Source organism: Achromobacter dolens, assembly GCF_902859745.1.
Taxonomy (GTDB): Bacteria; Pseudomonadota; Gammaproteobacteria; order Burkholderiales; family Burkholderiaceae_B; genus Achromobacter; species Achromobacter dolens.
The window spans coordinates 137,389-163,683 of sequence record NZ_CADIJW010000007.1; the positions used below are offsets into that span (position 1 = coordinate 137,389).

Annotated in this window: 21 protein-coding genes; 18 read left to right on the plus strand and 3 right to left on the minus strand. The window is 70.1% G+C overall.

The features are described from left to right. Positions 1-49: 49 nt before the first annotated feature. Complete coding sequence (locus HV783_RS08595; RefSeq protein ID WP_175188980.1) at positions 50-1,687, minus strand: ABC transporter ATP-binding protein; 1,638 nt, start codon at positions 1,685-1,687, stop codon at positions 50-52. 167 nt (positions 1,688-1,854) lie between these two features. Here HV783_RS08595 and HV783_RS08600 point away from each other — a divergent pair, with 167 nt between their 5' ends. The 15 genes from HV783_RS08600 (at position 1,855) to arsH (ending at position 19,390) form a co-directional block, all read left to right on the plus strand. Beyond that, complete coding sequence (locus HV783_RS08600) at positions 1,855-3,912, plus strand: DUF8189 domain-containing protein (protein WP_231132969.1); 2,058 nt, start codon at positions 1,855-1,857, stop codon at positions 3,910-3,912. A gap of 17 nt (positions 3,913-3,929) precedes the next feature. Then, on the plus strand, positions 3,930-4,781 hold the full coding sequence (locus HV783_RS08605; RefSeq protein WP_175188981.1) for a PA3715 family protein: 852 nt from the start codon (positions 3,930-3,932) through the stop codon (positions 4,779-4,781). 202 nt (positions 4,782-4,983) lie between these two features. Further along, entirely contained in the window at positions 4,984-7,125 is a 2,142-nt protein-coding gene (locus tag HV783_RS08610) for a hydantoinase/oxoprolinase family protein (protein ID WP_064525868.1), read from the plus strand. Next, a complete protein-coding gene (locus HV783_RS08615) occupies positions 7,122-8,825 on the plus strand; it encodes a hydantoinase B/oxoprolinase family protein (RefSeq protein WP_175188982.1) in 1,704 nt (567 codons plus the stop codon). The genes HV783_RS08610 and HV783_RS08615 overlap by 4 nt, the downstream gene beginning before the upstream one ends. A gap of 70 nt (positions 8,826-8,895) precedes the next feature. Next, positions 8,896-10,482 carry an ABC transporter substrate-binding protein gene (locus HV783_RS08620; protein ID WP_175188983.1) on the plus strand — a complete coding sequence of 529 codons (1,587 nt, stop codon included), beginning with the start codon at positions 8,896-8,898 and terminating at the stop codon, positions 10,480-10,482. Then, positions 10,479-11,462 carry an ABC transporter permease gene (locus HV783_RS08625; RefSeq protein ID WP_175188984.1) on the plus strand — a complete coding sequence of 328 codons (984 nt, stop codon included), beginning with the start codon at positions 10,479-10,481 and terminating at the stop codon, positions 11,460-11,462. The genes HV783_RS08620 and HV783_RS08625 overlap by 4 nt, the downstream gene beginning before the upstream one ends. A gap of 22 nt (positions 11,463-11,484) precedes the next feature. Further along, positions 11,485-12,369 (plus strand): ABC transporter permease, encoded by an 885-nt coding sequence (locus HV783_RS08630; RefSeq protein WP_054500788.1) that lies wholly within the window; start codon positions 11,485-11,487, stop codon positions 12,367-12,369. 142 nt (positions 12,370-12,511) lie between these two features. Next, entirely contained in the window at positions 12,512-12,901 is a 390-nt protein-coding gene (locus HV783_RS08635; RefSeq protein WP_054500787.1) for a BlaI/MecI/CopY family transcriptional regulator, read from the plus strand. Further along, positions 12,898-14,607: a M56 family metallopeptidase gene (locus HV783_RS08640; RefSeq protein WP_175188985.1), complete on the plus strand. Its 1,710-nt coding sequence runs from the start codon at positions 12,898-12,900 to the stop codon at positions 14,605-14,607. Before HV783_RS08635 ends, HV783_RS08640 begins: the two co-directional genes overlap by 4 nt. A gap of 38 nt (positions 14,608-14,645) precedes the next feature. Continuing rightward, on the plus strand, positions 14,646-15,473 hold the full coding sequence (blaOXA, locus tag HV783_RS08645; RefSeq protein WP_175188986.1) for an OXA-364 family class D beta-lactamase: 828 nt from the start codon (positions 14,646-14,648) through the stop codon (positions 15,471-15,473). Positions 15,474-15,486: 13 nt separating this feature from the next. Beyond that, the gene (locus tag HV783_RS08650; protein WP_175188987.1) at positions 15,487-16,593 is read left to right on the plus strand and encodes an acyltransferase family protein; all 1,107 of its coding nucleotides are present in this window, start codon (positions 15,487-15,489) and stop codon (positions 16,591-16,593) included. A gap of 73 nt (positions 16,594-16,666) precedes the next feature. Next, positions 16,667-16,993, plus strand: coding sequence for an ArsR/SmtB family transcription factor (locus HV783_RS08655; protein ID WP_064525855.1), 327 nt, complete (start codon positions 16,667-16,669; stop codon positions 16,991-16,993). Positions 16,994-17,008: 15 nt separating this feature from the next. Next, positions 17,009-17,509, plus strand: a complete 501-nt coding sequence (locus HV783_RS08660) for an arsenate reductase ArsC (RefSeq protein ID WP_064525853.1) — start codon at positions 17,009-17,011, stop codon at positions 17,507-17,509. Between the two features lie 4 nt (positions 17,510-17,513). Continuing rightward, the gene (arsB, locus tag HV783_RS08665; RefSeq protein WP_116793708.1) at positions 17,514-18,593 is read left to right on the plus strand and encodes an ACR3 family arsenite efflux transporter; all 1,080 of its coding nucleotides are present in this window, start codon (positions 17,514-17,516) and stop codon (positions 18,591-18,593) included. Between the two features lie 68 nt (positions 18,594-18,661). Then, positions 18,662-19,390 carry an arsenical resistance protein ArsH gene (gene arsH, locus HV783_RS08670; RefSeq protein WP_054500780.1) on the plus strand — a complete coding sequence of 243 codons (729 nt, stop codon included), beginning with the start codon at positions 18,662-18,664 and terminating at the stop codon, positions 19,388-19,390. Between the two features lie 63 nt (positions 19,391-19,453). Here the strand turns inward: arsH and HV783_RS08675 are convergent, their stop codons facing one another. Beyond that, complete coding sequence (locus HV783_RS08675) at positions 19,454-22,969, minus strand: ATP-binding response regulator (RefSeq protein WP_254603851.1); 3,516 nt, start codon at positions 22,967-22,969, stop codon at positions 19,454-19,456. A 162-nt stretch (positions 22,970-23,131) separates the two neighbouring features. On the opposite strand from HV783_RS08675, the gene HV783_RS08680 reads away from it, so the two are divergent. From HV783_RS08680 to HV783_RS08690, 3 genes are all read left to right on the plus strand, one after another. Continuing rightward, positions 23,132-23,650 carry a sigma-70 family RNA polymerase sigma factor gene (locus tag HV783_RS08680; RefSeq protein WP_175167124.1) on the plus strand — a complete coding sequence of 173 codons (519 nt, stop codon included), beginning with the start codon at positions 23,132-23,134 and terminating at the stop codon, positions 23,648-23,650. A gap of 2 nt (positions 23,651-23,652) precedes the next feature. Continuing rightward, on the plus strand, positions 23,653-24,405 hold the full coding sequence (locus HV783_RS08685) for an anti-sigma factor family protein (protein WP_244976869.1): 753 nt from the start codon (positions 23,653-23,655) through the stop codon (positions 24,403-24,405). 192 nt (positions 24,406-24,597) lie between these two features. Further along, positions 24,598-25,365, plus strand: coding sequence for an alpha/beta fold hydrolase (locus HV783_RS08690; protein ID WP_064525843.1), 768 nt, complete (start codon positions 24,598-24,600; stop codon positions 25,363-25,365). Between the two features lie 21 nt (positions 25,366-25,386). Here HV783_RS08690 and dsbG read toward each other — a convergent pair whose 3' ends face one another. Continuing rightward, a complete protein-coding gene (gene dsbG / locus HV783_RS08695; RefSeq protein WP_175188988.1) occupies positions 25,387-26,157 on the minus strand; it encodes a thiol:disulfide interchange protein DsbG in 771 nt (256 codons plus the stop codon). Positions 26,158-26,295: the final 138 nt, after the last annotated feature.

The window sequence follows — 26,295 nt, forward strand, 5'->3', positions numbered from 1 at the left end:
GCACGGCATCAGTCGGTTATACCGCGAATGCCGTATCCGGCCAAAGCCGCTATGCTGCCCGCCGCGCGGCGGCCCCGGCGGGATCCCACCCCCGGCCCGGCACCGCCGCCAGCAATGCCTGGGTATAGGAATGCGACGGCTGGCCGAAGACCTCGGCGCAAGGCCCCGCTTCCACCACCTTGCCGTCCTTCATCACCGCGACGTGGTCGCACACCTGCGCCGCGACCCGCAGGTCGTGGGTGATGAACAGGATCGACAGGCCCAGTTGCTCGCGCAGGCGCGCCAGCAGCGCCAGCACCTGGGCCTGGACCGACACGTCCAGCGCCGACACCGGCTCGTCGGCGATCAGTACGCGCGGCCGCATCGCCAGGGCCCGCGCCAGTCCCACGCGCTGGCGCTGTCCGCCCGAGAACTCGTGCGGATAGCGATTGATCGCGTCCGGCGACAGGCCGACCAGTTCGAACAACTCCCGCGCCTGGGCCCAGGCCTCGCGCCGCGGCGCGCCATGCACGATGGGGCCGCGCGCGACGATCTCGCCGACGCGCTGGCGCGGGTTGAGCGAGCCATAGGGGTCCTGGAACACCATCTGCACCCGCCGGGCGTGCGCGCGCCGCGCGGCGGCGCCCTTGAACGCCAGCGGTTCCCCGGCCAGCGTGATGGCGCCGGCATCCGGCGGCAAGAGCCCCAGCAGGGTACGCGCCAGGGTGGATTTGCCCGAACCGCTTTCGCCGACGATGCCGAGCGTGCCGCCTTCGCGCAACGTCAATGACACCCCGTCCAGCGCGTGGGTCACCCGCCCGGGCTGGCCGAACCAGCCGCGCTTGCGATAGGTCTTGGACAATCCGTCCGTGGTGAGAATGGCGGGCTTTTCCGGGGCGCCCGGGGCGCGCGCGGCTGCCGGCGCCAAGGGCGGCACGGCCGCGATCAGGGCCCGGGTATAGGGATGGCGCGGATGCCTGAGCACCTCCTCGGCGCGGCCGCTCTCCACCAGCTCGCCGCGCTGCATGACCGCGACGCGGTCGGCGATCTCCGCCACCACGCCGAAGTCGTGGGTAATGAACAGCACCGCGGTGCCGCGGCGGCGTTGCAGGTCGTGTATCAGGCTCAGGATCTGCGCCTGCGTGGTGACATCGAGCGCCGTGGTCGGCTCGTCGGCGATCAGCAGCGCCGGCTCCAGCGCCAGCGCCATGGCGATCATGGCGCGCTGGCGCTGGCCGCCGGACAGTTCGTGCGGATAGGCGCCGAACGCATGGGCGGGATCAGGCAGGCGCACCGAGTCGAGCAACCCGAGCGTGCGCCGCCGGATTTCGCCGCCTGGCAGGCGCGTGTGGGTGCGGAAGACCTCGCCGATCTGGTCGCCGATGGTGCGCAGCGGATTGAGCGCCGTCATCGGCTCCTGGAAGATCATGCCGATGCGCTGGCCGCGCAGGCGGCGCATGGCGGCCGGGGACAGGCGCAGCAGGTCCTCGCCTTCCCACAGCACCTGCCCGCCGCTGGCGCGCACGCCCTGCGGCAGCAGGCCCAGGATGGCGCCGGCGGTCAGCGATTTCCCGGATCCGCTCTCGCCGACGACGCAAACGATCTCGCCGGCGTTGACGGACAGGGACAGGTCGTGAATCGCGTGCGGCCGGTCGGCGCCGGCCGGCAGGTCGACGGTGAGGTTCTGGATGCGCAGGAGTTCGGTCATGGCGCCGATGCTAAGCCGGCGCGGGGCGATGGCTAACGACAGATCAGCGATTAGCAAATGACCGCAGGCGTGATCCTGCGGGCCGAACTTGCTAAGATGCCCGCAATCGGTGGTTTCATACCCCGGCCTATCGGAGCGACGCCCCTTTGACGCGGACCCTCACGACCTTGCTTTCCTTTTTCGGCCAGGCGCTGCTGCTCGCCTGCCTGGCCTGCTCCGCCGCGTTTGCCGCCCCGCCCACCCTGGCGCAGTGCAATGGCATCAAGGACCTGGCCTTCGTCGCCCACCTGGATGACGACCTGCTGTTCATGAATCCGGACATCGCCTCCAACATCGCGGCGGGCGGCTGCGTGCGGGTGGTCTACCTGACCGCCAGCGATGCCGGCGAGGGCGACACCTACATGCTGGGCCGGGAGCGCGGCGTGCGCGCGGCCTATGCCTACATGGCGCGCCAGCCCGACCTGTGGAAGGAAAGCGCCGGCCATGCGGGCCCGCGCCAGATCGCGCGTTTCACCCTGTCCGGCAATCCGCGCGTGCAACTGTGGCATCTGCGGCTGAAGGACCCGTGGCTGGGCAAGGGCTGGGGCAGCCTCACGCCGCTGAGCCGCACGGAATCGGAACCGGGACAGACGGTGGACACGCTGGGGCCGTATCCGGAGGTCTACTCGCGCGAACAACTGATCGACACCCTGGCCGAACTGATCCGCCAGTACCAGCCGACCACGGTGCGGCACCTGGACGACACCATCAGCGTGCCATACACGCAACTGTGCTGGCGCTGCGCCGGCCACGGGCATCCCGACCATATCGCCAGCGCGCGGCTGGTCCGCGCCGCCATGCTGCGCGCGCCCGGCAACTACGCCGAGACCGGCTACATCGACTACCCCAGCCAGGAACGCGCCAGCAACCTCGCCGACAACGAGATCGCCAGCAAATCGGTGATCTTCCAGCACTACGCCTGGAACGACTATCACTATTGCGCAGGCCCCACCGGCTGCAAGGAGCCCGCCGGGCCCGCGGCCGCCTGGGTGCAGCGCGCGTATTACGTCTCGCGCCAGGACATGCCGCCGCAGATCTATCCGGACGGCCGCAACGGCCTGGTGGTATTCGCCGCCGGCGAGACCAACGCGGCCGCCAATCGCTGGGACGCGGGCCAGCGCCGCTGGCAGAGCCTGGGCGGGCGCACCAGCGGCCCGCTGGTGACATTCGGGCATGCCGACGGCACCGCCGGCCTGATGGCGCGCGATCCGCTGGGCGGCGTGTGGGCCAACAAACAGCGCCACGACGGCACCTGGCAGGGCTGGCAGGCCCTGGCCGGCGTGCGCGTCAGCCAGATCCCGGCCGTGGCGCCGCGCGGCGAGGCCGCCGCGGTGGCGCTCGGCTACGACGGCCTGCTGCACTGGATCGCGCCGTCCGGCATCGACGGCAGTTGGGCGCCGTGGCAGAGCCTGCCGCCCCTGGACGGCGCCACCGGCGCGCCGGCGGTCGTGCGCGGCGATGACGGCCGCTACATCGTGTTCGCATCGGCTGGCGGCGGCCAACTGTTCTACACACGCCAATTGCCGGCGCCCAAGGGCCAACGCCCCGAGTGGCATTCCTGGCGCCGCGTGCAGGCCCCCCAGGCCGCCGGCGGGCTGGCCGCGATCCGCAACCACGAGCACCGCGTCGAACTCTATTTCCGCCAGCGCGCCAACAATCACCTGACGCGGCTGGAAGAAACCGGCGACACCACCGACCTGGACATGGAATGGAGCGCGCCGACCGACCTGGGCATGCCCTACATCGGCCGGCCCGCCATCGACGCCGATGCGCAGGGCAATGTGATCGTGGCGATCCTGGAACGCGCCGACGGACCGCTCTGGCTGGTGGAGCACGGCAAGCCGGCCAGGCTCGACGCCGAGGCCGCCTCGCCGCCGGCCATCCATCTCATCGACGGCACCTTGTACGTGGTGGCGCGCATGGCCGGCGGCCCGCAGCGCTACCAGGTGCTGTCGCGCCGCGGCGGCGTCTGGGCGGCCACCCTGACGCTGGACGGCCTGCCCGCCGCCGGCGGCGGACCGTTCGCGACCCTGGCCGCGCGGCCCGCCGACCTGCCCAAGCTGGGCGCCAACGACGCCCAGCACACGGTCGTGCTGCGGCCGTCCGCCACCGAACCGGGCACCCTGGCACAAGAAGCGATGCCCACGCAGGCCTCGCGCGCCGCCACGCCCACCCACGTGCAATAAACCAAGAGATCCCCCTCATGATCCGTCATCTGGTCCTTGCCGCGCCGCTGGCGCTGGCCGCCCTGCTCGTCCCCGGCGCCGCGCAGGCCGCCCGTGGCGCCTGCCCGCAGGCCGCGGCTGTCGTGCGCATGGCCTACCCCGAGGCGCCCGCCCCCGACGGCGAAGGCAACCTGCGCCTCGGGCGGGACAATATCGTCATCCGGATCGCCGACGCCGACGACGGCGAACCCTTCGCCGTGACGTGCAAGACCTGGCCGGCCCAGCCTGGCCTTCTGCTGGCGGCGATTCCGCTGATGCAGGACACGCCGAACCAGGACGACGGCCACACCGGCGACCTGCGGATCCTGGTGCTGGACAGCTCCTCCCTGGAAATCCGTCATGACATCCGGCTGGAAGGACTGATGTCGGACGATGCGGTACGCCTGACCAGCGTGTCCTTCGACACCGCCCGCTACGACCTCGCGCCCGGCCGCCGCGCCTTCGGCTTGCGCATCTCGCGCGTCGGCGCCTCGCGCGCCAACCCCTTCGACGAAACCAGCCTGCGCCTGTTCGACATCGGCCCCAAGGGCCTGGCGATGGTGCTCGATGGCTTGTCCGTCGCGCGCTCGAGCGGCGAATGGGACACCAACTGCGCGGGGAGATTCACCAGCCGCGCCGTGACCCTGTCCATGGCCGACACGGTCACGCAGGGATACCGCGACATCGCCACGAGTGAATCGCGCGAGTCGAGCCGGGCGGCCGTGGTGCGCGGCGATTGCGAGGAAAAAGTCGTCGACAAGGGCAAGACGCCGCGCACGCTGAAATTCGACGGCCAGCGCTATCGGATTCCGCAACCATTGCGGTCGATGGACCGCGACGGCGCGGAATAACACGCCCGCCCGACCGATCGGCGATCAGCAGATCGCCGATCGCCAGATTGCCCGGCGCCAAGGCCGGCTGGCACGAAATCCGCATATCGACATGCGAAAAACGTCCTTCTGACAGCCGCCCTGACTGCTTAGGATCGGTCTTTTGCAAAGCCCGCCTGCCGGCGCTCCGCGAGACCCCTGCGCTTTTTCCTCCCCTGCCCACATGTCCCACTCCCCCTCTGAGTCCGCCTCGACGGCGCCGGTGCGCGTTGCCGTCGACGTCGGCGGCACGTTCACCGATATCGTCCTCGAACAGGAACCACAACGCTGGTCGGCCAAGCTGCTGACCACGCCCGACGCGCCCGAAACCGCGGTGCTGCAAGGCATCGAAGAGCTGCTCGGCCAGGCCGGCCTGGCGTGGCCGCGGGTCGACCTCCTGATCCTGGGCACCACGCTGGCCACCAATGCGCTGATCGAGCGCAAGGGCGCCCGCACCGCGCTGCTGACGACCGCGGGTTTCCGCGACCTGGTCGAGATCGGCCTGGAAGACCGCTTCGCGCAGTACGACATCTTCCTGGACAAGCCCGAGCCGCTGGTGCCGCGGCCCTGGCGCTTCGGCGTCACCGAGCGCGTCGATGCGCACGGCCAGGTGCTGACGCCGCTGGACGAGGCCCAGGTGATCGCGCTGGCCGGGGAACTGACCCGCGCCGGCATCGAGAGCGTGGCGGTGTGCCTGCTGCACAGCTACGCCCATCCCGGCCACGAACGCCGCATCCGCGCGCTGCTCAAGCAACACGCGCCGCAGCTTTGGGTGTCGCTGTCTTCCGACGTCTGCGCCGAGATCCGCGAGTATCCGCGCCTGTCCACCGTCAGCGCCAACGCCTACGTGCAGCCGCAGGTGTCCGGCTACCTGCGCCGGCTGAACGACGCGGCGCGCCAACGCGGACTGCGCGACGAGCCGTTCCTGATGACCTCGGGCGGCGCCATCGCCACCTTGCAGACCGGCATCGACGAGCCGGTGCGGCTGGTGGAGTCCGGACCGGCGGGCGGCGCGATCCTGGCCCAACACATCGCCGAACAGACCGGCGCGGCGCGCGCGCTGTCGTTCGACATGGGCGGCACCACGGCCAAGATCTGCTACATCGACGACTTCGAGCCGCAGGTCAGCCGCAGCTTCGAATTCGGCCGCGTGCACCGTCACCTGAAGGGCTCGGGCCTGCCGATCCGCATCCCGGTGATCGAGATGGTGGAGATCGGCGCCGGCGGCGGCTCGATCGCGCGCGTCAACCACCTGGGCGTGGTGCAGGTCGGCCCGGACAGCGCCGGCTCGTCGCCCGGCCCCGCCGCGTATGGCAATGGCGGCGAACTGCCCACCGTCACCGATGCCCACGCGCTGATCGGCACCGTCACGCCGGAACGCTTTGCCGTCGGCAAGGTCAGCCTGCAACCCGAGCGCGCGCGCCATGCCATCGAGACCCACCTGGCGCGCCCCGCCGGGCTGGAAGCGCCGCAGGCCGCCCAGGCCATCATCGAGGTGGTCAGCGAGAACATGGCCAACGCCGCCCGCGTGCATGCTTCCGAGCTGGGCAAGGCGGCCGAGGAACACACCCTGATCGCCTTCGGCGGCGCCGCGCCGCTGCATGCCGCCGGCCTGGCGCGCAAGCTCGGCATCGGCCGCGTCATCATCCCGGAATCGGCTGGCGTGGGGTCGGCCGTGGGCTTCCTGTGGGCGCCGATCGCCTACCAGGCGGTGCGCAGCTTCCACCAGCGCCTGGCCGACATCGACCATGCCGCGGTGCAGCGCCTGCTGGACGAGCTGACCGCCGGGGTCGACACCGTGGTGCGGCGCGCCGCGCCCGAAGCGCCGCTGAGCCACAAGCGGGTGGTCTTCATGCGCTACAGCGGCCAGGGCCACGAGATTGCCGTGGACCTGCCGGATGGCCCTTTCGACGCCGCCGCCAGCGCGCGGCTGGGCGCGGCCTTCGCCGAACGCTATGCCCAACTGTACGGCCGCAGCCTGCCGCACGTGGCGCCCGAGGCCGTCAGTTGGTCGGTCGCCGCCCAGGCCGGCGAGCGCCGCGCGCGGCCGCGTGACCACATCGCCAGTGGCCCGGCCACGGCGGCGCGCCAGGCCGGCACGCGCCGGCTCTACGACTTCGACCGCAACGACTGGATCGAGGTGCCGACCTACGAACGCCAGGCGCTGGACGCCGAGCAGAAGCTGACCGGCCCCGCCCTCGTCGTGGAAGACGAGACCACCACTTTCGTGCCCGCGGGCTTCGAAGCGCGGCGCAGCCGGCTCGGCTCGCTGGTGCTGGACGATATCAAGGCGGCCGCCGCGCGCGCCGCAAAGGACCCCGCATGAGCACCGCGCAACCCACGCCCCAGCAACGCATCCGCTTTCAACTGGCCTGGAATCGCCTGCTGTCGGTGGTGGAGGAACAGGCCCAGGTGCTGATCCGCTCGGCCTTCGGCACCGCCACGCGCGAAGCCGGCGACCTGTCGGCCGGCGTGTTCCTGCCCGACGGCCGCATGATCGCCCAGGCCGTCACCGGCACCCCCGGCCACGTCAACGCCATGGCCGAATCGGTCAAGCATTTTCTCAAGGTGTTTCCGCCGGAGACCCTGAAGGACGGCGACGTGCTGCTGACCAACGATCCGTGGAAGGGCACCGGCCACCTGTTCGATATGACCATGGTGTCGCCGGTGTTCCATGACGGCGCCCTGGTGGCGCTGTTCGCCTCGACCCTGCACGTGATCGACATCGGCGGCATCGGCAGCAGCGCCGACGGCCTGGAGGTCTATCACGAAGGCCTGTTCCTGCCGATCCTGCGCTTCTTCCACCAGCACCAGGTCGACCCGGGCGTGCTGGCCATCATCCGCGCCAATGTGCGCGAACCGGAACAGGTCGAGGGCGACCTGTACGCGCTGGTGGCCTGCAACGACATCGGCGGGCGCCGCCTGAAGTCGCTGTTGACCGAGTTCCAGTTGGGCGACCTGGAATCGCTGGGCGGCTACATCATCGAGCAATCGGCGCGAGCCATGCGCCAGGCCATCGCGCAATGGCCGCAGGGCACCTGGCACAACACGCTGGTGATCGATGGCTACGACGCGCCGATCACGCTGCAGGCGAGCGTGACGGTGCGGGATGGCAAGATCCTGGTGGACTTCGACGGCACATCGCCCAGCGTGGCGCGCGGCATCAACGTGGTCAAGGCCTATACCGACGCCTACACCTCGTTCGGCATCCGCTGCCTGATCGGCGCCGACGTGCCCAACAACGCCGGCTCGCTGTCGCTGGTGGAAGTGGCCGCGCCCGAAGGCTCGATCCTGAACGCCCGCTTCCCGGCCGCGGTGACGGCGCGCCACATCATCGGCCAGTTGCTGCCCGACGCCGTGTTCGGCGCGCTGCGCCAGGCGCGGCCCGACCAGGTGCCGGCCGAAGGCGCCTCGTCGCTGTGGAACCTGCACCTGGTCGGCGGCGAGCCGCTGGCCGGCGCCACGCAGGATGAACAGCGGGCGTTGCTGGCCGGTCCGCGCTTCAATGCGGTCAGTTTCTCCACCGGCGGCACCGGCGCCCGGCCCGGCAAGGACGGGCTGTCCGTCACTTCGTATCCCAGCGGCGTGCGCAACGTGTCGCTGGAGATCCTGGAAAGCGCCAATCCGCTGGTGTTCGAGCAGAAGGAATACCGCGCCGATTCCGGCGGTCCGGGCACGGTGCGCGGCGGCCTCGGCCAGACCATCGTGGTGCGCCACGCGGATCCGCAGGCGGCCATGATCATCGCCGCCGCCTTCGACCGCGTGGTGCATCCGGCCCGCGGCGCGCTTGGCGGGCACGCCGGCGCCGGCGGCGCCCTGGGGCTGGTCGGCGGCGCGAGTCTGCGCGCCAAGGGCCGCCAACTGGTCCCGGCGGGCGAACGCCTGGTGGTGCACACCCCGGGCGGCGGCGGCCTGGGCGACCCGGCCCGCCGCGACGCCGCGCGCGTCGAGCGCGATGTGCGCTACGGCCTGGTCAGCGCGGAGCAGGCCGGCAGCGCCTACCAGCACGACGGCGCGCCCGCCTGACCGCTCCCTTTTCCTGGATCGCCCCGGGCGCGTCCCGGGGCCCATCTCATCCCCTGTTTTCGCGACGATCATGAAGCCAACCCGCCGTTCCTTTCTCAGCCTGACCCTTGCCGGCCTGCTGCTGGCCGCCAGTCCGTACACCCATGCGGAACCCGCCCGCGGCGGCACGCTGACGCTGCTGCTGCCGTCCGAACCCACCGCGCTCGTCACCGTGGGCAACGTCGCCACGCCGATCCTGAGCGTCAGCGCCAAGGTCACCGAAGGCCTGCTCAAATACGACTACGACCTGACTCCCGAACCTCAGCTTGCCACCGCCTGGAACATCAGCCCCGACGGCACCGTGTACACCTTCACGCTGCGCCAGGGCGTCAAGTGGCATGACGGCAAGCCGTTCACGGCGGCGGACGTGGCCTTCTCCATCGAGCTGCTCAAGAAGATCCACCCGCGCGGCCGCAACACCTTCGCCAACGTCACCGCCATCGAGACGCCGGACGACCACACCGTGGTGCTGCGCCTGTCCAGGCCGGCGCCCTACCTGATCCGCGCCTTCGTCGCGACCGAAACGCCGATCATCCCCAAGCACATCTACGAAGGCACCGATCCGCTGACCAATCCGGCCACCTCGGCGCCGATCGGCACCGGCCCGTACAAGTTCAAGGAATGGGTGCGCGGCAGCCATATCGTCTACGAGCGCAACCCGGACTACTGGGACAAGCCCAAGCCCTACATCGACCGCCTGATCGTGCGCATCGTCGCCGACCCGGCCGCGGCCGCCATCGCCTTCGAGACCGGCACGGCCGACCTGGGCTACCGCACGCCCGTGCCGCTGGCCGACCTGGCGCGCCTGAAGGCCGTGCCGTCGCTGCGCTTCGAGACCAAGGGCAACAGCTACTCCTACAACGTGACGCGCCTGGAGTTCAATCTGGACGATCCGCACTTCAAGAATGAGAAGGTGCGCCAGGCGGTGGCCCACGCCGTCGACCGCAACGTCATCCTGAAGGTGGTGAACTACGGCGTCGGCCAGGTGGCGTATTCGCCCATCGCGCCCGGCCTGAAGACCTACAACGACCCGACGCCCACGCCCTACCCCTTCGATCTCAAGCGCGCCAACGCATTGCTGGACGAGGCCGGCTATCCCAAGGGCGCCGACGGCGTGCGCTTTCGCGTGACGCTGGACTACAACCCGATCGGCGCCGACGGCCCGCGCCTGGCCGACTACCTGCGCACCACGCTGGCGCGCGTCGGCATCGCGGTGACGGTGCGGGCCCAGGACGCCTCGGCCTTCATCAAGCGCGTCTACACCGACCGCGACTTCGCCTTCACCACCAACGGCGCCAGCAACCTGTTCGACCCCACCGTCGGCGTGCAGCGGCTGTACTGGTCGAAGAACTTCATCAAGGGAGTGCCGTTCTCCAATGGCACGCATTACCAGAACCCGAAGGTGGACCAGTTGCTGGAAGCCGCCGCGGTCGAGAACGACCCGGCCCGCCGCGTGCAGCTTTTCAAGGAGTTCCAGCAGATCGTGGCGCGCGAGGTCCCCGACCTGAACCTGTACCAGCCGGAATTCATCACCATCGCCAACCAGCGCGTGCATGACCACTCGCTGACGGCCGACGGCGTCGAGTCCAATCTGGCCGACGTCTATCTGCAGCCATGACGGCGCATCGTTCATTGCGGGTCCTGGGACGGTCGCTGCTGCAAGCGGTGCCGACCGTCATCGGCGTCGTGCTGCTCAGTTTCTTCCTGCTGCAGGCGGTGCCGGGCGATGCCGCCGACGTGATCGCGGCGGAGTCCGGTTCGGCCACCGAGGCCAGCATGGCGGCGCTGCGCAGCCACTTCGGGCTGGACCAGCCGGTGCTGCAACAACTGGGCGCCTATCTGCGGGACCTGGCCACGCTCAACCTGGGCGTGTCGCCGCGCTACAACCTGCCGGTGTCGGAGCTGATCTTCAGCCGGCTGGGCAACACCGTGCTGCTGATGGGCAGCGCGTTGGCGTGCGCGCTGGCGGCCGGCATCGCATTGGGCGCGGTCATGGCCAGCTTTGCCGGCCACTGGCTCGACCGCGTGCTGTCGCTGGCGGCGCTGCTGCTGTATTCCACGCCCGGCTTCTGGCTCGGGCTGATGGCCATCATCCTGCTCTCGGTCAAGCTGGGCTGGCTGCCGCCCGGCGGCGTATCCACCATCGGCTCGGGCGCCACGGGCTGGGCTCACGCGCTGGACGTGGCGCGCCACCTGGTGCTGCCGACCCTGGCGCTGACCGGCTTCTACGTGGCCATCTTCGCCCGTCTCACGCGCGCCTCGATGCTCGAGGTGAACCGCCAGGACTTCGTCCGCACCGCCCACGCCAAGGGCCTGACGCCGCGCGCGGTAGCGCTGCGTCACGTGCTGCGCAACGCGCTCATCCCGGTCACCACCGTGGCCGGCCTGAACGTCGGCACGCTGCTGGGCGGCGCCGTGGTGGTGGAGACGGTGTTCAGTTGGCCCGGCCTGGGCCGCCTGGCCTACGAGTCCGTGATGGCGCGCGACTTCGTGGTGCTGCTGGGCATCCTGGTGCTGTCGTCGCTGCTGGTGATCCTGGCCAACATCCTCGTCGACCTGCTGCAGACCTTGCTCGACCCGCGCATCCGCGTGCGCTGACTCCTTCATTTCCCGACTCGCCATGACCGCTCAATCCGCTTCCGCGCCGGCGCCCGGCGCTCCTCTGCCCCGCCTGCGCCGCGGCGCGCTGGGCCGCCTGCTGGCCAACCCGGCCGCCGTGGCCGGCGCGCTGCTGCTGCTCCTGATCCTGCTGGCCGCGGCCACCGCGCCGTGGATCTTTCCGCACGATCCGCTCGACATGGTGGGGCCGCCCATTCTGTGGCCCGGGCAGGACCATGAATTCTGGCTCGGCACCGACACCATGGGCCGCGACGTGGCCGCCGGCCTGGCGCATGGCGCGCGAGTGTCGCTCACGGTGGGCGTCACCGCGGCGCTGCTGAGCCTGGTGATCGGCATCGCCATCGGCGCGGCGGCCGGCTACTTCGGCGGCTGGGTCGACGTGGCGCTGATGCGCGTGACCGAGCTGCTGCAGACCATCCCCGCCTTTTTGCTGGTGGTGGTGATCGTGGCGATCGCCCGCCCCTCGGTGACGGTGATCGCGCTGTCCATCGGGGTCGCCTCCTGGCCCGTGGTGGCGCGGCTGGTGCGGGCCGAGTTCCGCACCCTGCGCGAATCCGAATTCGTGCAGGCGGCGCGCAGCCTGGGTTTCAGCCACGCCCGCATCGCCCTGCTGGAAATCCTGCCCAATGCGCTGCCGCCGGTGATCGTGACCACCTCGGTCCTGGTGGCCAACGCCATCCTGATGGAATCGGCGCTGTCGTTCATGAACATGGGCGATCCCAACGCGGTGTCGTGGGGCAGCATGATCGGCGACGCCCGCGAGATGCTGCGCACGGCCTGGTACCTGGCGGCGCTGCCGGGCGTGTCCATCATCCTGACGGTGCTGTCGCTGAACCTGCTGGGCGACGCATTGAACGACGCGTTCAATCCCCGGCTATCGCGCTGAAGCCTTGCCGGCCCGGCGCATCGGTGGCGGGTCGGCGGCTAAAGAAGCGAAAAGAGCGAAAGGAGCCGCGAAAGAAGCGGAAGTAGACAAACTTTTCTAGAACATTTATTCTAGATCGACTTTTTGTCGACTTCCCCGCTTCATGACCGTCTCCCCTTCCGCCACCGCCAAGCCCACCAGCGCCGAACTCGACGTGTTGCAGGCGCTCTGGGAAACCGGTCCCGCCACCGTCAAGCAGGTCCACGCCGCGATGGCCGCCGGGCGCGACGGCCTGACCTACGCCAACGTGCTGCGGCTGATGCAGATCATGCACGGCAAGGGCCTGCTGACGCGCGACGAAAGCGAACGCTCGCACGTCTACGCCGCCGCCCAGAGCCAGAAGGCGACCCAGGGCGGCCTCATCAAGGACCTGATCGGCAAGGCCTTCGCCGGCTCCGGCAAGGCGCTGGTGCTGGCCGCGCTGCGCGAAGGCCACGTCAGCAAAAAGGAACGCGCGGAAATCGAAGCCCTGCTGCGCGACGACAAGCTGTGACCGACTTCCTGCTCGCCACGGCCTGGACCCTCGGCGGCAGCCTGCCGGCGCTGGCCTGGAAAATCCTGTGCCTGCACGCCGCCACGCTGGCGCTGCTGACGCTGACGCGCCCCCACGATGCGCGGCTGCGCTACCTGCTGCTGGGCGCGGCGCTATTCGCCGGCGTGGGCATCGGCGTGGCCGACGTGGCGCTCGCCTGGCGCGGTCCGCCGGCCCCGCTGCCCGCCGCGGCCGCGCCCACGGCGGAAACGACCGCCACGGCCTGGCCGCTATGGCTGGCGCTGGCCTGGCTGGCCGGCAGCGCGCTGGCGGCGCTGCGGCTGCTGTTCGGACTCGGCTGGTTGCGCGGCGTGCTGCGCGCCAGCCAGCCCTGGCAGGATCCCGCCTGGCAGGCGCGCGTGGCGGACATGGCGCGCCGCCTGCGGCTGTCGCGCGCGGTCGGCCTGCGCGTGGCGCGCAACCTGTCCACGCCGGTCACCGCCGGCTGGCTCAAGCCGGTGATCCTGGTGCCGGCCTCGCTCGTCACCGGCATGCCGGCGGACCTGCTGGCCGCGCTGCTGGCGCATGAGCTGGCCCACGTGCGGCGCCACGATTACCTGGTGAACCTGCTGCAGCACGCGGCCGAGGTGCTGTTGTTCTTCCATCCGTCGATCTGGTGGCTGTCGCGCCGCCTGCGGATCGAACGCGAGCGCATCGCCGACCAGATGGCCGCGGCGCTGATCGGCGGTCCCATGCCGCTGGCGCGGGCCCTCCACGCCCTGGAGCGCGCCAACGAAGCGCCGGCGCCGGTGGCGCCCGCCGCGCGCGACGGCGACCTGCTCGACCGCATCCGCCGCCTGGTCCGACCCGACACGCTCGCCGCCCGCCGCGCGGTGGCCCTGCCGGTGCTGGCCATGTCGTGCGCGTTGGCAGGGTTTGGCGCCTGGTCGGCGCTGACGACGGGGCCGGCGCAGCCGCTGTCCGCGCAGGAGGCGCAACGCCTCATGGCGCGGCTGCCCGCGGTCCAGGCGCTGATCTCGGCCAGCGGCGCCTCCCACGTACTGGTGCAGGACACCCGCTCCGGCGCCACCCTGCTCGGCCGCGCCGAGAACGAGGCCGTGCCGATCGCCTCGCTGACCAAGCTGATGACCGCCATGGTGGTGCTGGACACCGCGCCGGACCTGTCGCGCGCCATCCGCATCGATGAGCGCGACGCGCGCGCCACCGCCGCGGGCGCCGCCTCGCCGCTGCCGGTGGGCGCCAGCGTGACGCTGGACACGCTGCTCAGGCTGGCGCTGATGGCCTCGGACAACCGCGCCGCCCACGCCCTGGCCCGCACCTATCCAGGTGGCGAGGCGGCCTTCGCCCAGGCCCTGCGGCGCAAGACCGCGGCGCTGCATCTGGAACACACCACGCTGGAGGAGCCGACCGGCCTGTCGCCCGCCAATCGCGCAAGCGCCGCCGACGTCGGCCGCATCGTCAGCGCGGCCGCCGCGTATCCGCAGATCGCGCGCGACACCACCACCCCCGCCGAGACGGTGCACGCCGCCGGCGACTCGCTGCGCTATCGCAACACCAATCCGCTGGTCGGCGCGCAAGGCTGGGACATCCGCCTGTCCAAGACCGGCGCCTCGACCGAGGCCGGACGCTGCCTGGCCATGCGAATCCACATCGACGACCGCGACCTGACGCTGGTCCTGCTCGACGGCCACGCCGACCGCGCCTGAACGCACCTTCCGTTTTTCCCCACCACGCTTCATCGATCATGCCCCTCCGACTCCCTCTGCGCGCCCTGGGCGCGGCCCTGTCCCTGTTCGCGCTGGCCGGCGCCCCCGCCCGCGCGGCGGTTTTGTGCACCGTTGTGGCCGACGCCGCCGACGGCCGCATCGTGTTCCAGCAAGGCACGCAGGCGGCCTGCGCCGAGCGCTACACGCCCGCTTCGACCTTCAAGCTGCCGATCGCGCTGATGGGCGCGGACGCGGGCATCCTGCAAGGCCCGCACGCGCCGGTCTGGAACTACCAGCCGGGCTACCCCGACTGGGGCGGCGACGCCTGGCGCCAGCCGACGGACCCGGCGCGCTGGATCAAGTATTCGGTGGTCTGGTATTCACAACTGACCGCCCGGGCGCTGGGGCAGGAGCGCTTCCAGCGCTACGCCTCGGCCTTCCAGTACGGCAACGAGGACGTCTCGGGCGAGCCCGGCAAGCACAACGGCCTGGACGGCGCGTGGATCAACTCGTCGCTGCGCATTTCGCCGCTGGAGCAACTGGCGTTCCTGCGCAAGCTGGTCAACCGCCAATTGCCGCTCAAGCCCGCGGCCTACGATCTGGCCGAGACGCTGTTCGACGCCGGCGAGGCCGGCGGCTGGCGCCTGTATGGCAAGACCGGCACCGGCTCGCCGGGCAGCAACGGCGTCTACACGCCGGACAACGCCTACGGCTGGTTCGTCGGCTGGGCGCGCAAGGACGGCCGCCAACTGGTGTTCGCGCGCCTGCTGCAGGACGAGAAAGCCACCCGGTCCAATGCCGGCCTCCGCGCCCGCGACGAGCTGTTGCGCGAGTGGCCGGCCATGGCCGACGCGCCCCGCCAGTAGGGCGGCGCCGAGCATGAACGCGGCCCCCCGCGATGACGCCATCGACATGCTGCGCGGCCTGTCGATCCTGCTGGTGCTGCTGCATCATTTCAACATCGCCTATCCGCTGCGCGACACGGCGCTGGCCGGCGTTATCGGCTGGCCGCTGCTGCACGCCATCGCGCGCAATGGCAACTACGGGGTGACGATCTTCTTTGTCATCTCGGGGTTCCTGATCACCCGCAATGCGCTCGAGCGCTGGGGCAGCTTGAACGCCATCCGGCCTGCCCCGTTCTGGCGCTTGCGACTGGCGCGGATCGTGCCCACGCTGGCGCTGACGCTGCTGGCCGTCGATGCGCTGGCGCTGGCCGGCCTGCCACTATTCGGCAACCGCGCAGGCAGCGCGGTGTCGCTCTGGACCGCCAACGCCGCCGCCCTCGGCGCCTGGATGAACGTGCTGGTCATCCGCGAAGGATGGATCAACTACGCGCTGGGCGTGATGTGGTCGCTGTCGGTGGAGATGGCCTTCTACCTGCTGTTTCCGCTGGCCTGCGCGTGGCTGCGGCCTGGCGCGGGGTTGCGGACGCTGGCCGCGCTGCTGATCGTGGCAGGCCCGCTCTATCGCCTCGCCAACCAGGGCGAGAGCGAGGCGTACCTCTACGGCTATCTGGCCTGCTTCGACGCCATCGCCATCGGCTGCTGCGCCGCGGTGCTGTGGCAACGGCAGGCGATGCCGGCGTTGCGGCAGCCCTGGGTTCGTCCGCTTGCCGGCTTCGCCATGGCCGCGCTCTACCTCGCGTGGCCGATCAGCCAGAGCAACGTCCTGGGCGCCAGCGCAATGGCGCTGGGCTCAGCCGTGCTGCTGCTCGGCCGACCCATGACGCCCCCGCCTTCGCCCGGCCTGGCGCGACGCCTGCTGGCGCGCTGCGGCCGCGACTGCTACGAGATCTACCTGCTGCATCTGCTCGTGCTGGGCCTGCTGCGCACCTGGCTGCCGCCCGCGCAATATCCGGGGGATGCCAGGCTCGGCCTGCTGCTGGCGTGTGTCATCGGCTCGTGCCTGCTGGGCGCGCTGGTGTCGCTCGGCTATTCCACACCTCTGAATCGCGGGCTGCGACGGTGGTTCGGCGCGGCGCGCTAAGCGCGCCGGATACCGGCCGCATCGCGCCGGAAAAAAATCCACAATGATTCAATAATCGTTGTATTATCGAATCATGAATGAAGAACACGTCATCTCCGCCCTCGGCGCCCTCGCCCACGCCCAACGCCTGCGCACCTTCCGCGCGCTGGTCGTGGCCGGCCTGCCAGGCCTTACCCCCAGCGTGCTCGCGGAGCAATTGGGCATCGCCCGCAATGCGCTCTCGTTCCACCTGAAGGAGCTGGCGCACGCCGGCCTGGTCACGGTCGAACAGCAGGGCCGCAACCTGATCTACCGCGCCGACTACTCGCGCATGAACGGCCTGCTGGGCTATCTCACCGAACACTGCTGCCAGGGCGCCCCCTGCGACATCACCGATCCCGGCGCCTGCACCAACTGCTAACCAGGAGTTATCCCCATGTCATCCGTTCCGTTCAACGTGCTGTTTCTCTGCACCGGCAATTCCGCCCGCTCGATCCTGGCCGAAGGGCTGCTGCGGGGCCTGGGCGGGGAGCGCTTTCGCGCCTACTCCGCGGGCAGCGCGCCCAAGGGCGAGGTCCATCCGCTCGCGCTCGCCACGCTCCAGGCCTATTCGCTGCCGGCCGAGGGCTACCGCAGCAAGCCCTGGGATGAATTCGCGGGCCCCGGCGCGCCGACGATGGACTTCATCATCACCGTCTGCGACAACGCCGCGGGCGAAGCCTGCCCGGTCTGGCCGGGCAGGCCGGCCACGGCGCACTGGGGCGTTCCCGACCCCGCGGCCGAGACCGGCGACGAGGCGCGCCGCCTGAAGGCCTTCCACGACGCCGCGCGCACGCTCAAGCGCCGCATCGAACTGTTCCTGTCCCTGCCGCTGGACAAGCTCGACGCCCTGTCGCTGCAGGCCGAGCTGCGCGGCATCGGCGCCTCGCGGGAGTAAAGCCATGTCGCTTTCCAGACAGCAGGCGGCCGTCCGGCGGCCGCCCGCGGGGCTGAGTGTTTTCGAGCGCTATCTCACGCTCTGGGTCGTGCTCTGCATCGTGCTGGGCATCGCGCTCGGGCAACTCATGCCGTCCCTGTTCCAGGCCATCGGCCGGCTCGAGGTCGCCCAGGTCAATCTGCCGGTGGGATTGCTGATCTGGGTGATGATCATCCCGATGCTGCTCAAGGTCGACTTCGGCGCGATGCGCCAGGTTGGCCGCCACTGGCGCGGCATCGGCGTGACGCTGTTCATCAACTGGGCGGTCAAGCCGTTCTCGATGGCGTTGCTGGGCTGGGTCTTCATCCGCCAGGTGTTCGCGCCCTGGCTGCCGGCCGACCAGCTCGACAGCTACATCGCCGGCCTGATCCTGCTGGCCGCGGCCCCCTGCACCGCCATGGTGTTCGTCTGGAGCCGGCTGACCGGCGGCGACGCGACGTTCACGCTGTCGCAGGTGGCGCTCAACGACGCCATCATGGTGTTCGCCTTCGCGCCCGTGGTCGGCCTGCTGCTGGGCCTGTCGGCCATCACCGTGCCGTGGGACACGCTGCTGGTGTCGGTGGGCTTGTACATCGTCATTCCGGTCATCCTCGCGCAGTTGTGGCGCCGCGCGCTGCAACGGCGCGGCCAGGCGGCCTTCGACGCGGCCCTGGCCCGGATCGCGCCGTTCTCCATGGCGGCGCTGCTGCTGACGCTGGTGCTGCTGTTCGCCTTCCAGGGCCGCGCGATCCTGGCCCAGCCGCTGGTGATCGCCATGCTGGCGGTGCCGATCCTGATCCAGGTGCTGTTCAATTCGGGCCTGGCGTACTGGCTGAACCGCCGCGTCGGCGAACGCCACGAGATCGCCGGCCCGTCGGCCCTGATCGGCGCGTCCAACTTCTTCGAGCTTGCCGTGGCGGCCGCGATCAGCCTGTTCGGCTTCCAGTCCGGCGCGGCGCTGGCCACGGTGGTGGGCGTGCTGATCGAAGTGCCGGTAATGCTGCTGGTGGTGCGCGTGGTCAACCAGAGCAAGGGCTGGTACGACGCCGGCCCCCGACGGCGCTGAGCCATGGCTGGCGTTGCCCACACCGCGGCGCCCACACTGAGATTCCACCACGCATCACGAGGCATTGCATGCATTCCAAGCCGGACTCCGATCTTCCCAACCTCGACGCCGCGCGGTTCGAGGCGCCGGACCGGGCGCGCCTGTTGACGCCCGAACGCGCCGCCCATGCGCCGCGATTCCTGCTGCTGTACGGCTCTTTGCGCGAGCGCTCCTACAGCCGCCTGGTGGCCGAGGAAGCCGCGCGGCTGCTGCGCGCGCTGGGCGGCGAGACCCGCCTGTTCGCCCCCTCCGGGCTGCCGCTGGTCGATGACGCTGGCAGCGAAGACCACCCCAAGGTGCGGGAACTGCACGGGCTGGTCCAGTGGGCCGAGGGCATGGTCTGGTGCTCGCCCGAGCGCCACGGCGCCATGACCGGCCTGATGAAGACGCAGATCGACTGGATTCCGCTGTCGGTCGGCGCCGTGCGGCCGACCCAGGGCAAGACGCTCGCCGTCATGCAGGTATCCGGCGGCTCGCAGTCCTTCAACGCGGTGAACCAGATGCGCATCCTGGGCCGCTGGATGCGCATGCTGACCATCCCCAACCAATCGTCGGTGGCCAAGGCCTACCAGGAGTTCGACGAGGCTGGCCGCATGAAGCCTTCTCCGTACTATGACCGCATCGTCGACGTGGTCGAAGAACTGATGAAGTTCACGCTGCTCACCCGCGACGCCTCGCCGTACCTGACGGACCGCTATAGCGAGCGCAAGGAAAGCGCGCAGGCGCTGTCGGCGCGAATGAGGCAATCGTCGATCTGACAGGCCGCCCGCGCGGCCGCCCAGCGCTCGCGCAGGGCGTCAATAACCCGCGCGGCATGCCGCCTAGCGCGCGCGGTCGCCCGGTTCCGCCGCCCGTGCGCGCTGTTGCGACAAGGCAATCAGCATGCGCTCCAGGACGGAAAAATCAACCGGCTTGACCAGGTGGTGATCGAAACCCGCCTCCTGCGAACGGCGCCGGTCTTCGTCCTGCCCCCAGCCCGTCATGGCAATCAGCGCAATGTCCTGCCCCGCGGGGCCTGCGCGCACGCGACGCGCCACCTCATAGCCATCGATGTCCGGCATGCCGATGTCCACCAGCATGACGTGCGGCGCAAAATCGACCAGCATGGCGAGCGCTTCGGCCCCATTGCGCGCGATCCGGACCTGCGCGCCAAAGCTCTCGAGCACCATGGCCGTCGTATCCCCGGAATCGGGATTGTCGTCCACCACCAGGATCCGGCCCGGCGCACGCCCTGGCGTGTCCGCGCCGTCCGTTTGCGGCAACGCCTGCGACGCGCCGCCTTGAACGGGCAGGCGAACCACGATTTCGCTGCCCGTTCCCGGCCCCGCGCTATAGGCCTGCACGCTGCCGCCGTGCAAGGCCACCAAGCGCGCCACCAGCGTCAGGCCGACGCCCAGCCCCCCGGATCCGCGACGCCCATCGACCTGGACGAACGGTTCGAAGACGCGCGTCAGCATGTCCACCGGAATGCCGCGGCCATTATCGCGGACCGACAGGACGAACTTGCCCCGGCCATCGCACGCGCCATTCAGGGTGATGTGGCCGCCACGGTCGGTATATTTGGCCGCGTTGTTGAGCAGATTGGAAACCACCTGCGTCAGGCGCACCGCATCGGCCTCGGCCATCACCGGCTCGGCGGGCAGCGTCACGTTGAGCGCGTGCCCGGCCGCGTCGATCACGCCGCGGCTCGCTTCCAGGGCATTGCGCAGCAGCGCCACCAGGTCCACGGGAGCCTTTCGCAGCAGTATCTTGCCGCTGTTGATGCGGGCGATATCCAGCAGGTCATCGACCAGCCTTGCGATGTGGCTGACCTGGCGCGCCAGCATCTCATGGATGCGCCGGACATCCGCTTCGCCGGCGCGCGCGCGCAGCAACAGTTGCAATCCGTTGTGCAGGGGCGCCAACGGATTGCGCAACTCATGGGCCAGCATGGCAAGGAATTCGTCCTTGCGCTCGTTGGCGTCGCGCAGCGCCGCCTGGGTTTCCTGCCGCAGCAACGACAAGCGCAAATGCGCGCCCACGCGCGCTCGCAGTTCGGCCGGCGAGAACGGCTTGACGAGGTAGTCGTCGGCCCCGGCGTCCATCCCCTCGACACGCGCTTCCTGGCCGGCGCGCGCCGATAACAGGATCACCGGCACCGTGCGCGTTCGCGCATCGCTGCGCAACGCCTGCAACAGCGTCAGGCCGTCCATGCCCGGCATCATGATGTCGGTGATGACCAGGTCGGGCGGAACCTGCCGCGCATCGCGCAACGCCGTCTGGCCGTCGGCGGCGATCGTCAGGTCATAGTCCTGCGCCAACAGGCCGCGCAGGTATTCGCGCAGATCGGCGTTGTCATCGACGCAGAGTATGCGTGGGCGGTCGCCCGTTGCCACGGACACGGACAACGGGGATGCGTTGGCCAGCCAGCGCGACGCCTCCTGACGCGCCTGGAGGGCCGCGCGGCCCAGGCGCGGCCCTTGTGGCTCCCGCGGCTCGCCTGGCTGATGTGGCCCGCCCGGCTCATGCGACCGTTCGCCGGCCGCGCTCGGCGCCTGCCTCTTGGGCAGCGTGACGATGAACCGGCTACCGACACCGGGCTCGCTCTCGACGGTGATGACCCCGCCCTGCAGCTTCACCAATTCGTGCACCAGCGCCAGGCCGATGCCCGACCCCTCATGGCTTCTGGCGGCGGAGCTGTGCCCCCGCTGAAAGCGCTGGAAGATTCTGGCCAGATCGGCCTGCTCGATGCCGACGCCGGTATCGCGCACGGACAGCACGACCTCGTTCCCGCCATCGCGCAAGGTCACGTCAATCGCGCCCCGCAAGGTGTACTTGAACGCGTTGGACAGCAGGTTCAACACGATCCGCTCGTACCAGTCGCGGTCGACGTAGACCTCGGGCAGCGCGTCGCACTGCACCGACAGTGTGAGGCCGGCGCCCTCGATCGCGGATCGGAATGCGCTGGCGTGATCGAGGGTGGCGCGCGCCAGGTCGGTCGGCTCGAGGCGCGCGACCATGCCCCCGCCTTCGATGCGCGAGAAGTCCAGCAGCGAATTCACCAGCTTCTGCAGCCGCAGCGCATTGCGGAACAGCAACTCGAGCGTCTCGTGGCCGAGGCTTGCCCGCGGCTCGGCCAAAGCCTGTTCCAACGGGCCCAGGATCAACGTGAGTGGCGTGCGGAATTCGTGGCTGACGTTCGAGAAAAAGGTCGTCTTGGCCCGATCCAGCTCCGCCAGCGCCTCGGCGCGCCGGGCCTCCTCTTCATAGGCGACGGCGCTGGCGATGGCGCTGGCCGAATGCCGGGCGACGAGGTCGAAAAAATCGCGGTACGCGCCGTCCAGCGGCCGACGCGCGCTGACCCCGAGCACCATGATGCCGGAGACCGAGCCGTCCGCCGTCCAGCGGATCGGCAAAATGCGCGCCCATTCGGCCCGATCGGGCCAGGGGCCGCCAGGCAGGGCCAGCGCCCGGGACGCCAGCTCGACGGTCTGCGGCTCGCCCGTGCTGGCAACCTGCTCCAGCGGCCAATGGGCGGCGGCGCGCGCCTGGCCGTCCGCGCCGGTGGCGGACAGCAGCTCGAAGGCCGAATCGCCGCAACGGTAGATCAGGCAGAACGGCACGTCGCGCGGATTGCGGGCCAGCACGTCGCAGATGCGGCGCGCGGTGGCCGCCGGCCCCGCGGTCGGCGGCTGCGCGCCCAGTTCGCGCAGGATCTCCAGGCGCCGCGCGCTGACAATCTTTTCGGTGGTCTCCGTGCAGGGGCAGAAAATTCCCTGGACGGTCACGCCATCGGTCGCCAGGATCGGACCGTAGGTGAAGGTGACGTAGACCTCTTCCCGCGGCAAGTGGCGATCGAAATAGAATTCCTGGTCATAGGACCACGTTGCCTGACCGCTGCGATACACCCCGGCCAGCATGGGCCCGATTTCAGGCCAGATTTCACGCCAGCATTCCTGGCCCGGCCGGGCCAGCGCGCCGGGATGCTTGCTGGCGCCCAGGAAAGGAATATAGGCATCGTTGTACAGAATGCTGAAGTCTTCGCCCCACCACAGCAGAATGGGGAAACGCGAACTCAGACACAGGCTCAACGCCGTGCGCAGGTTCTGCGGCCAGTGCTCGGGCGGTCCGATCGAGGTCGAGTGCCAATCCAGCCGCGCCAGATGCCGCGCGACCTCGCCGTGGTCCGGCAGGAAATTCAAACTCGTGTCGGGTAGCAAGGAGTCTCGCATGAAATAGGAGAAGGCCGCCGCGCGGCGGCCGCCGCAGTCTGTTCCGCACGCTTCGATGGTATCGCAGCACGATGCAAAATGAGCGCAAAGTCGTGAGTAGCCGTAACTGTCCTTGCCCGACTGCACAGCGGGGCCGGCGCGCGGCGCCAGCAGTCGATACGGCCCTGGGCGCGGAATACGAGTTCCCCCGACGAGCGGTGCAAATGTAATATCCCCGCCAAGGCCGGGAATAAACCCGACTGTCAGTCGTCTTACGGCAACCCTGTACCGTGAAAGGCTTGTTTCCCCATGACTGGCGGCTTTACCGACGATGATCTGCGCGAGGCGCTGCCGCGGCTGCGCCGCTTCGCGTTGTCGCTGACCCACGACGTGGCCAACGCCGACGACCTGGTGCAGTCGTGCATGGAGCGCGCGCTGTCGCGGGCCGCCGGCCGCCGCGCCGACGGCGACCTGCGGGCCTGGCTGTTCTCGATCCTGTACCGGTGTTTCCTGGACGGCCAGCGGCGCGGCAAGCGTTACGCCCGCATCCTCGACTTCTTCAGCGGCGCGCCCGAGCCGGTGGCGCCGTCCGCCGAGGACGTCGCCCTGGCCCGCGCCGCGCTGGGCGACCTGGCGCGCCTGTCGGCCGACCAGCAGAGCCTGCTGCTGCTGGTGTCGGTGGAGGGCCTGGGCTACCAGGAGGCCGCCGACGTGCTCGATATCCCCATCGGTACGGTAATGTCCCGGCTGTCGCGGGCGCGCAAGGCGCTGCGCGAGATCACGGAAGGCCATGTGGCCGCCAAGCCCGCCCTGCGATTGATGAAATGACCATGCCGACTCCCAGCGATCAAGAACTGCATGCCTACGCCGACGGCCAACTCGATGCCGAGCGCCGCCGCGAGGTCGAGCGCTATCTGGCCGACCATCCGGACGCCGCGCGCGAGGTCGACGCGATCCGGCGGCAGACCGACGAACTACGCCGCCAGCATGCCGACCTGGGCCGCTTCGCGCCGCCGCCCCGGCTGGACCCGGCGCGGATCCGCCTGGCCCAGGCGACGCGCCGGCGCCGCGCCATGGCGCTGGCGGCCTCGCTGGTGCTGATGCTGGGGCTGGGCAGCGTGGGCGGCTGGCAGATCCGCGACGCCGCCCTCCGCGCCAGCTACCTGCCGATGGCCGACGCGGTGCAGGCCTATCGCATGTTCGCCTCGGACGCGGCGTCATCGATGGTCGACTTCCGTTCCAGCCAGCCGGCCGAATTGCAGGCCTGGCTGAACCGGCACTTCGTGCAGCCGGCGCCGTTGCCCGACTTCGACGCCTTCGGCTTCCAGCCGGTGGGCGCACGCCTGATGTCCTCGGAGTATGGGCCGGCGGCGATGGTGCTCTACCAGAACCCGGCCGGCGAGTCGGTGCTGTACTACGTGCGTCCGCCCGGCGGCGTGGTCAATTTCGGCGACGGCAAGCGGCGCGACGGCGACCTGACGGCGCAGTACTGGAAACAGGGGCGCTACTTCTACGGCGTGGTCAGCCCGAGCGACACGCCAGCCGCGCGCGCGGTGCAGCAGGCGGTCGCGCCGGACGCCTGAGCCGGCCAACCCAAGCCGCCGCGCCAGGCCCGCGCTCCCGCCGCCCCGAACCGGGCGGCTTTTTCTTTTTCATGTCGCGGGAATAAGCGCGAGGCCGGTTCGTCTTACGGCGGACAGGCAGACGCCGGCGACATCGCGCCGGACGCCCCAGGCCTGCATGCCCCTTGTCGACCGAGAACCGAAGGACATCCCATGAAGATCAAGCATTCCCTCATCGCCGCCGCCTTTGCCCTGGCCGGCGCCGGCCTCGCCCACGCCGCGTCCGCCGCCGAGGCCGCCCCCATCCGCAACGTCGTGCTGGTGCATGGCGCCTACGCCGACGGCTCGAGCTGGTCGGCCGTGATCGAGCGCCTGCAGAAGGCCGGCCTGCACGTGACCTCGGTGCAGAATCCGCTGACCTCGCTGGCCGACGATGCCGCCGCCACGCAACGCGCCCTGGCGCTGCAGGACGGCCCGACGATCCTGGTGGGCCACTCGTGGGCCGGCACCGTGATCAGCCAGGCCGGCAATGATCCCAAGGTGGCCGGGCTGGTGTACGTGGCGGCGCGCGCGCCCGACGCCGGCGAGGACTACGGCGCGCTGGCCGCCCGGTTCCCCACTCCGCCCGCCAGCGCGGGGCTGGTCAAGTCGGGCGGCTACGCGCAGTTGAACGAACAAGCCTTCCTGCATGATTTCGCCGGCGACCTCGACCCGGTCCAGGCGCGCGTGCTGTATGCCGAACAGGGCCGCATCTCGGACACGTTGTTCGCCTCGCGCACCACCGAGGCCGCCTGGCGCCACAAGCCGACGTGGTACGCGGTCTCGACCAACGACCGCACCACTTCGCCCGAGCTGGAACGCTTTCTGGCCAAGCGCATGAACGCTCACACCATCGAGCTGGCGTCGGGCCACCTGTCGCTGTTGTCGCATCCCGACGAGATCGCCGACCTGATCCTGCAGGCCGCCGGCCGCAAGGGCTGAACCAGACAGGCCCGGCCCGCGTCAGCGCGGGCCGAACACCTCTGCCAGCTTGCCGGCCTGCGGCATGCCGTTGTACTTCTTGAGCGCCCCGGCGTCGTCGCGCACGACGATGCCGGGCGTGCCGCGAAAGCCCAGCGACACCATCAACGCCTGGTTGTCGTCGAGTATCTTGCCGATGTTCTCGGGCACGCTCTTGGCGGGGGTGATGCCGCCCGCGTTGAACTTGTGCTCGTTCTCGAGCAAGGCGGCCGTAGGATCGGCGGCGCCCAGGATGGCGGCGGCCTTGGCCGGGCTGTTCTGGCGGATGACGCCCACCATCACATGGCGCAATTGCACCTTGCCTGAATCGACCCATGGCCGCGCCGCCTCCCAGAACTTGTGGCAATAGGGGCAATTGGCGTCGCTGAAGGTGTAGATGATGCGCGGCGCATCTTTCTTGCCGTCCAGCACCCAGGTCGATTTCTCGAGCTGCGCCCAGGCCTGCTCGCCCATCGGCTTGCTGACCAGCGCTTCCAGCTTGGCGTCGTCGAGCGGCTTGCCCTCGGCGTCCAGGCGGGCGCCGACAATGGCGTTGCCATCGCGGGTGACGTAGATCGCCACCGGCTGGTCGCCCGCCACGCCGGCGAACGCGCGCAGGTCGCCGCCGACCTTGAACTCTTCCACGACGCGCAGTCCGCGCGCCTCCAGCGCCTTGAGCACGGCGGGCCGATCCTGGGCGGCCAGGGCGCCGGCGGCGGCCAGCAGGGCCGCCAGGGCAAAAAGGAAACGGCTGGGCGCATGCGGACGGATCATGGGTACTCCTGGGCTTTTCAGAACAGTGCCAAAGGCGCCAATGATACCGGCAGCGTTGTCATCCACGCGTACAGGGCTAGGGGAGCAACCCGGCCTGCTGCAGGCGCCAGCGCGGGCGCGGCGGCGCGACAGGCGGCC

Coding starts and splice junctions, on each gene's coding strand:
- HV783_RS08595 (WP_175188980.1), bottom strand. CDS start 1,687: ATGACCGAACTCCTGCGCATCCAGAACCTCACCGTCGACCTGCCGGCC.
- HV783_RS08605 (WP_175188981.1), top strand. CDS start 3,930: ATGATCCGTCATCTGGTCCTTGCCGCGCCGCTGGCGCTGGCCGCCCTG.
- HV783_RS08610 (WP_064525868.1), top strand. CDS start 4,984: ATGTCCCACTCCCCCTCTGAGTCCGCCTCGACGGCGCCGGTGCGCGTT.
- HV783_RS08615 (WP_175188982.1), top strand. CDS start 7,122: ATGAGCACCGCGCAACCCACGCCCCAGCAACGCATCCGCTTTCAACTG.
- HV783_RS08620 (WP_175188983.1), top strand. CDS start 8,896: ATGAAGCCAACCCGCCGTTCCTTTCTCAGCCTGACCCTTGCCGGCCTG.
- HV783_RS08625 (WP_175188984.1), top strand. CDS start 10,479: ATGACGGCGCATCGTTCATTGCGGGTCCTGGGACGGTCGCTGCTGCAA.
- HV783_RS08630 (WP_054500788.1), top strand. CDS start 11,485: ATGACCGCTCAATCCGCTTCCGCGCCGGCGCCCGGCGCTCCTCTGCCC.
- HV783_RS08635 (WP_054500787.1), top strand. CDS start 12,512: ATGACCGTCTCCCCTTCCGCCACCGCCAAGCCCACCAGCGCCGAACTC.
- blaOXA (WP_175188986.1), top strand. CDS start 14,646: ATGCCCCTCCGACTCCCTCTGCGCGCCCTGGGCGCGGCCCTGTCCCTG.
- HV783_RS08650 (WP_175188987.1), top strand. CDS start 15,487: ATGAACGCGGCCCCCCGCGATGACGCCATCGACATGCTGCGCGGCCTG.
- HV783_RS08655 (WP_064525855.1), top strand. CDS start 16,667: ATGAATGAAGAACACGTCATCTCCGCCCTCGGCGCCCTCGCCCACGCC.
- HV783_RS08660 (WP_064525853.1), top strand. CDS start 17,009: ATGTCATCCGTTCCGTTCAACGTGCTGTTTCTCTGCACCGGCAATTCC.
- arsB (WP_116793708.1), top strand. CDS start 17,514: ATGTCGCTTTCCAGACAGCAGGCGGCCGTCCGGCGGCCGCCCGCGGGG.
- arsH (WP_054500780.1), top strand. CDS start 18,662: ATGCATTCCAAGCCGGACTCCGATCTTCCCAACCTCGACGCCGCGCGG.
- HV783_RS08680 (WP_175167124.1), top strand. CDS start 23,132: ATGACTGGCGGCTTTACCGACGATGATCTGCGCGAGGCGCTGCCGCGG.
- HV783_RS08685 (WP_244976869.1), top strand. CDS start 23,653: ATGCCGACTCCCAGCGATCAAGAACTGCATGCCTACGCCGACGGCCAA.
- HV783_RS08690 (WP_064525843.1), top strand. CDS start 24,598: ATGAAGATCAAGCATTCCCTCATCGCCGCCGCCTTTGCCCTGGCCGGC.
- dsbG (WP_175188988.1), bottom strand. CDS start 26,157: ATGATCCGTCCGCATGCGCCCAGCCGTTTCCTTTTTGCCCTGGCGGCC.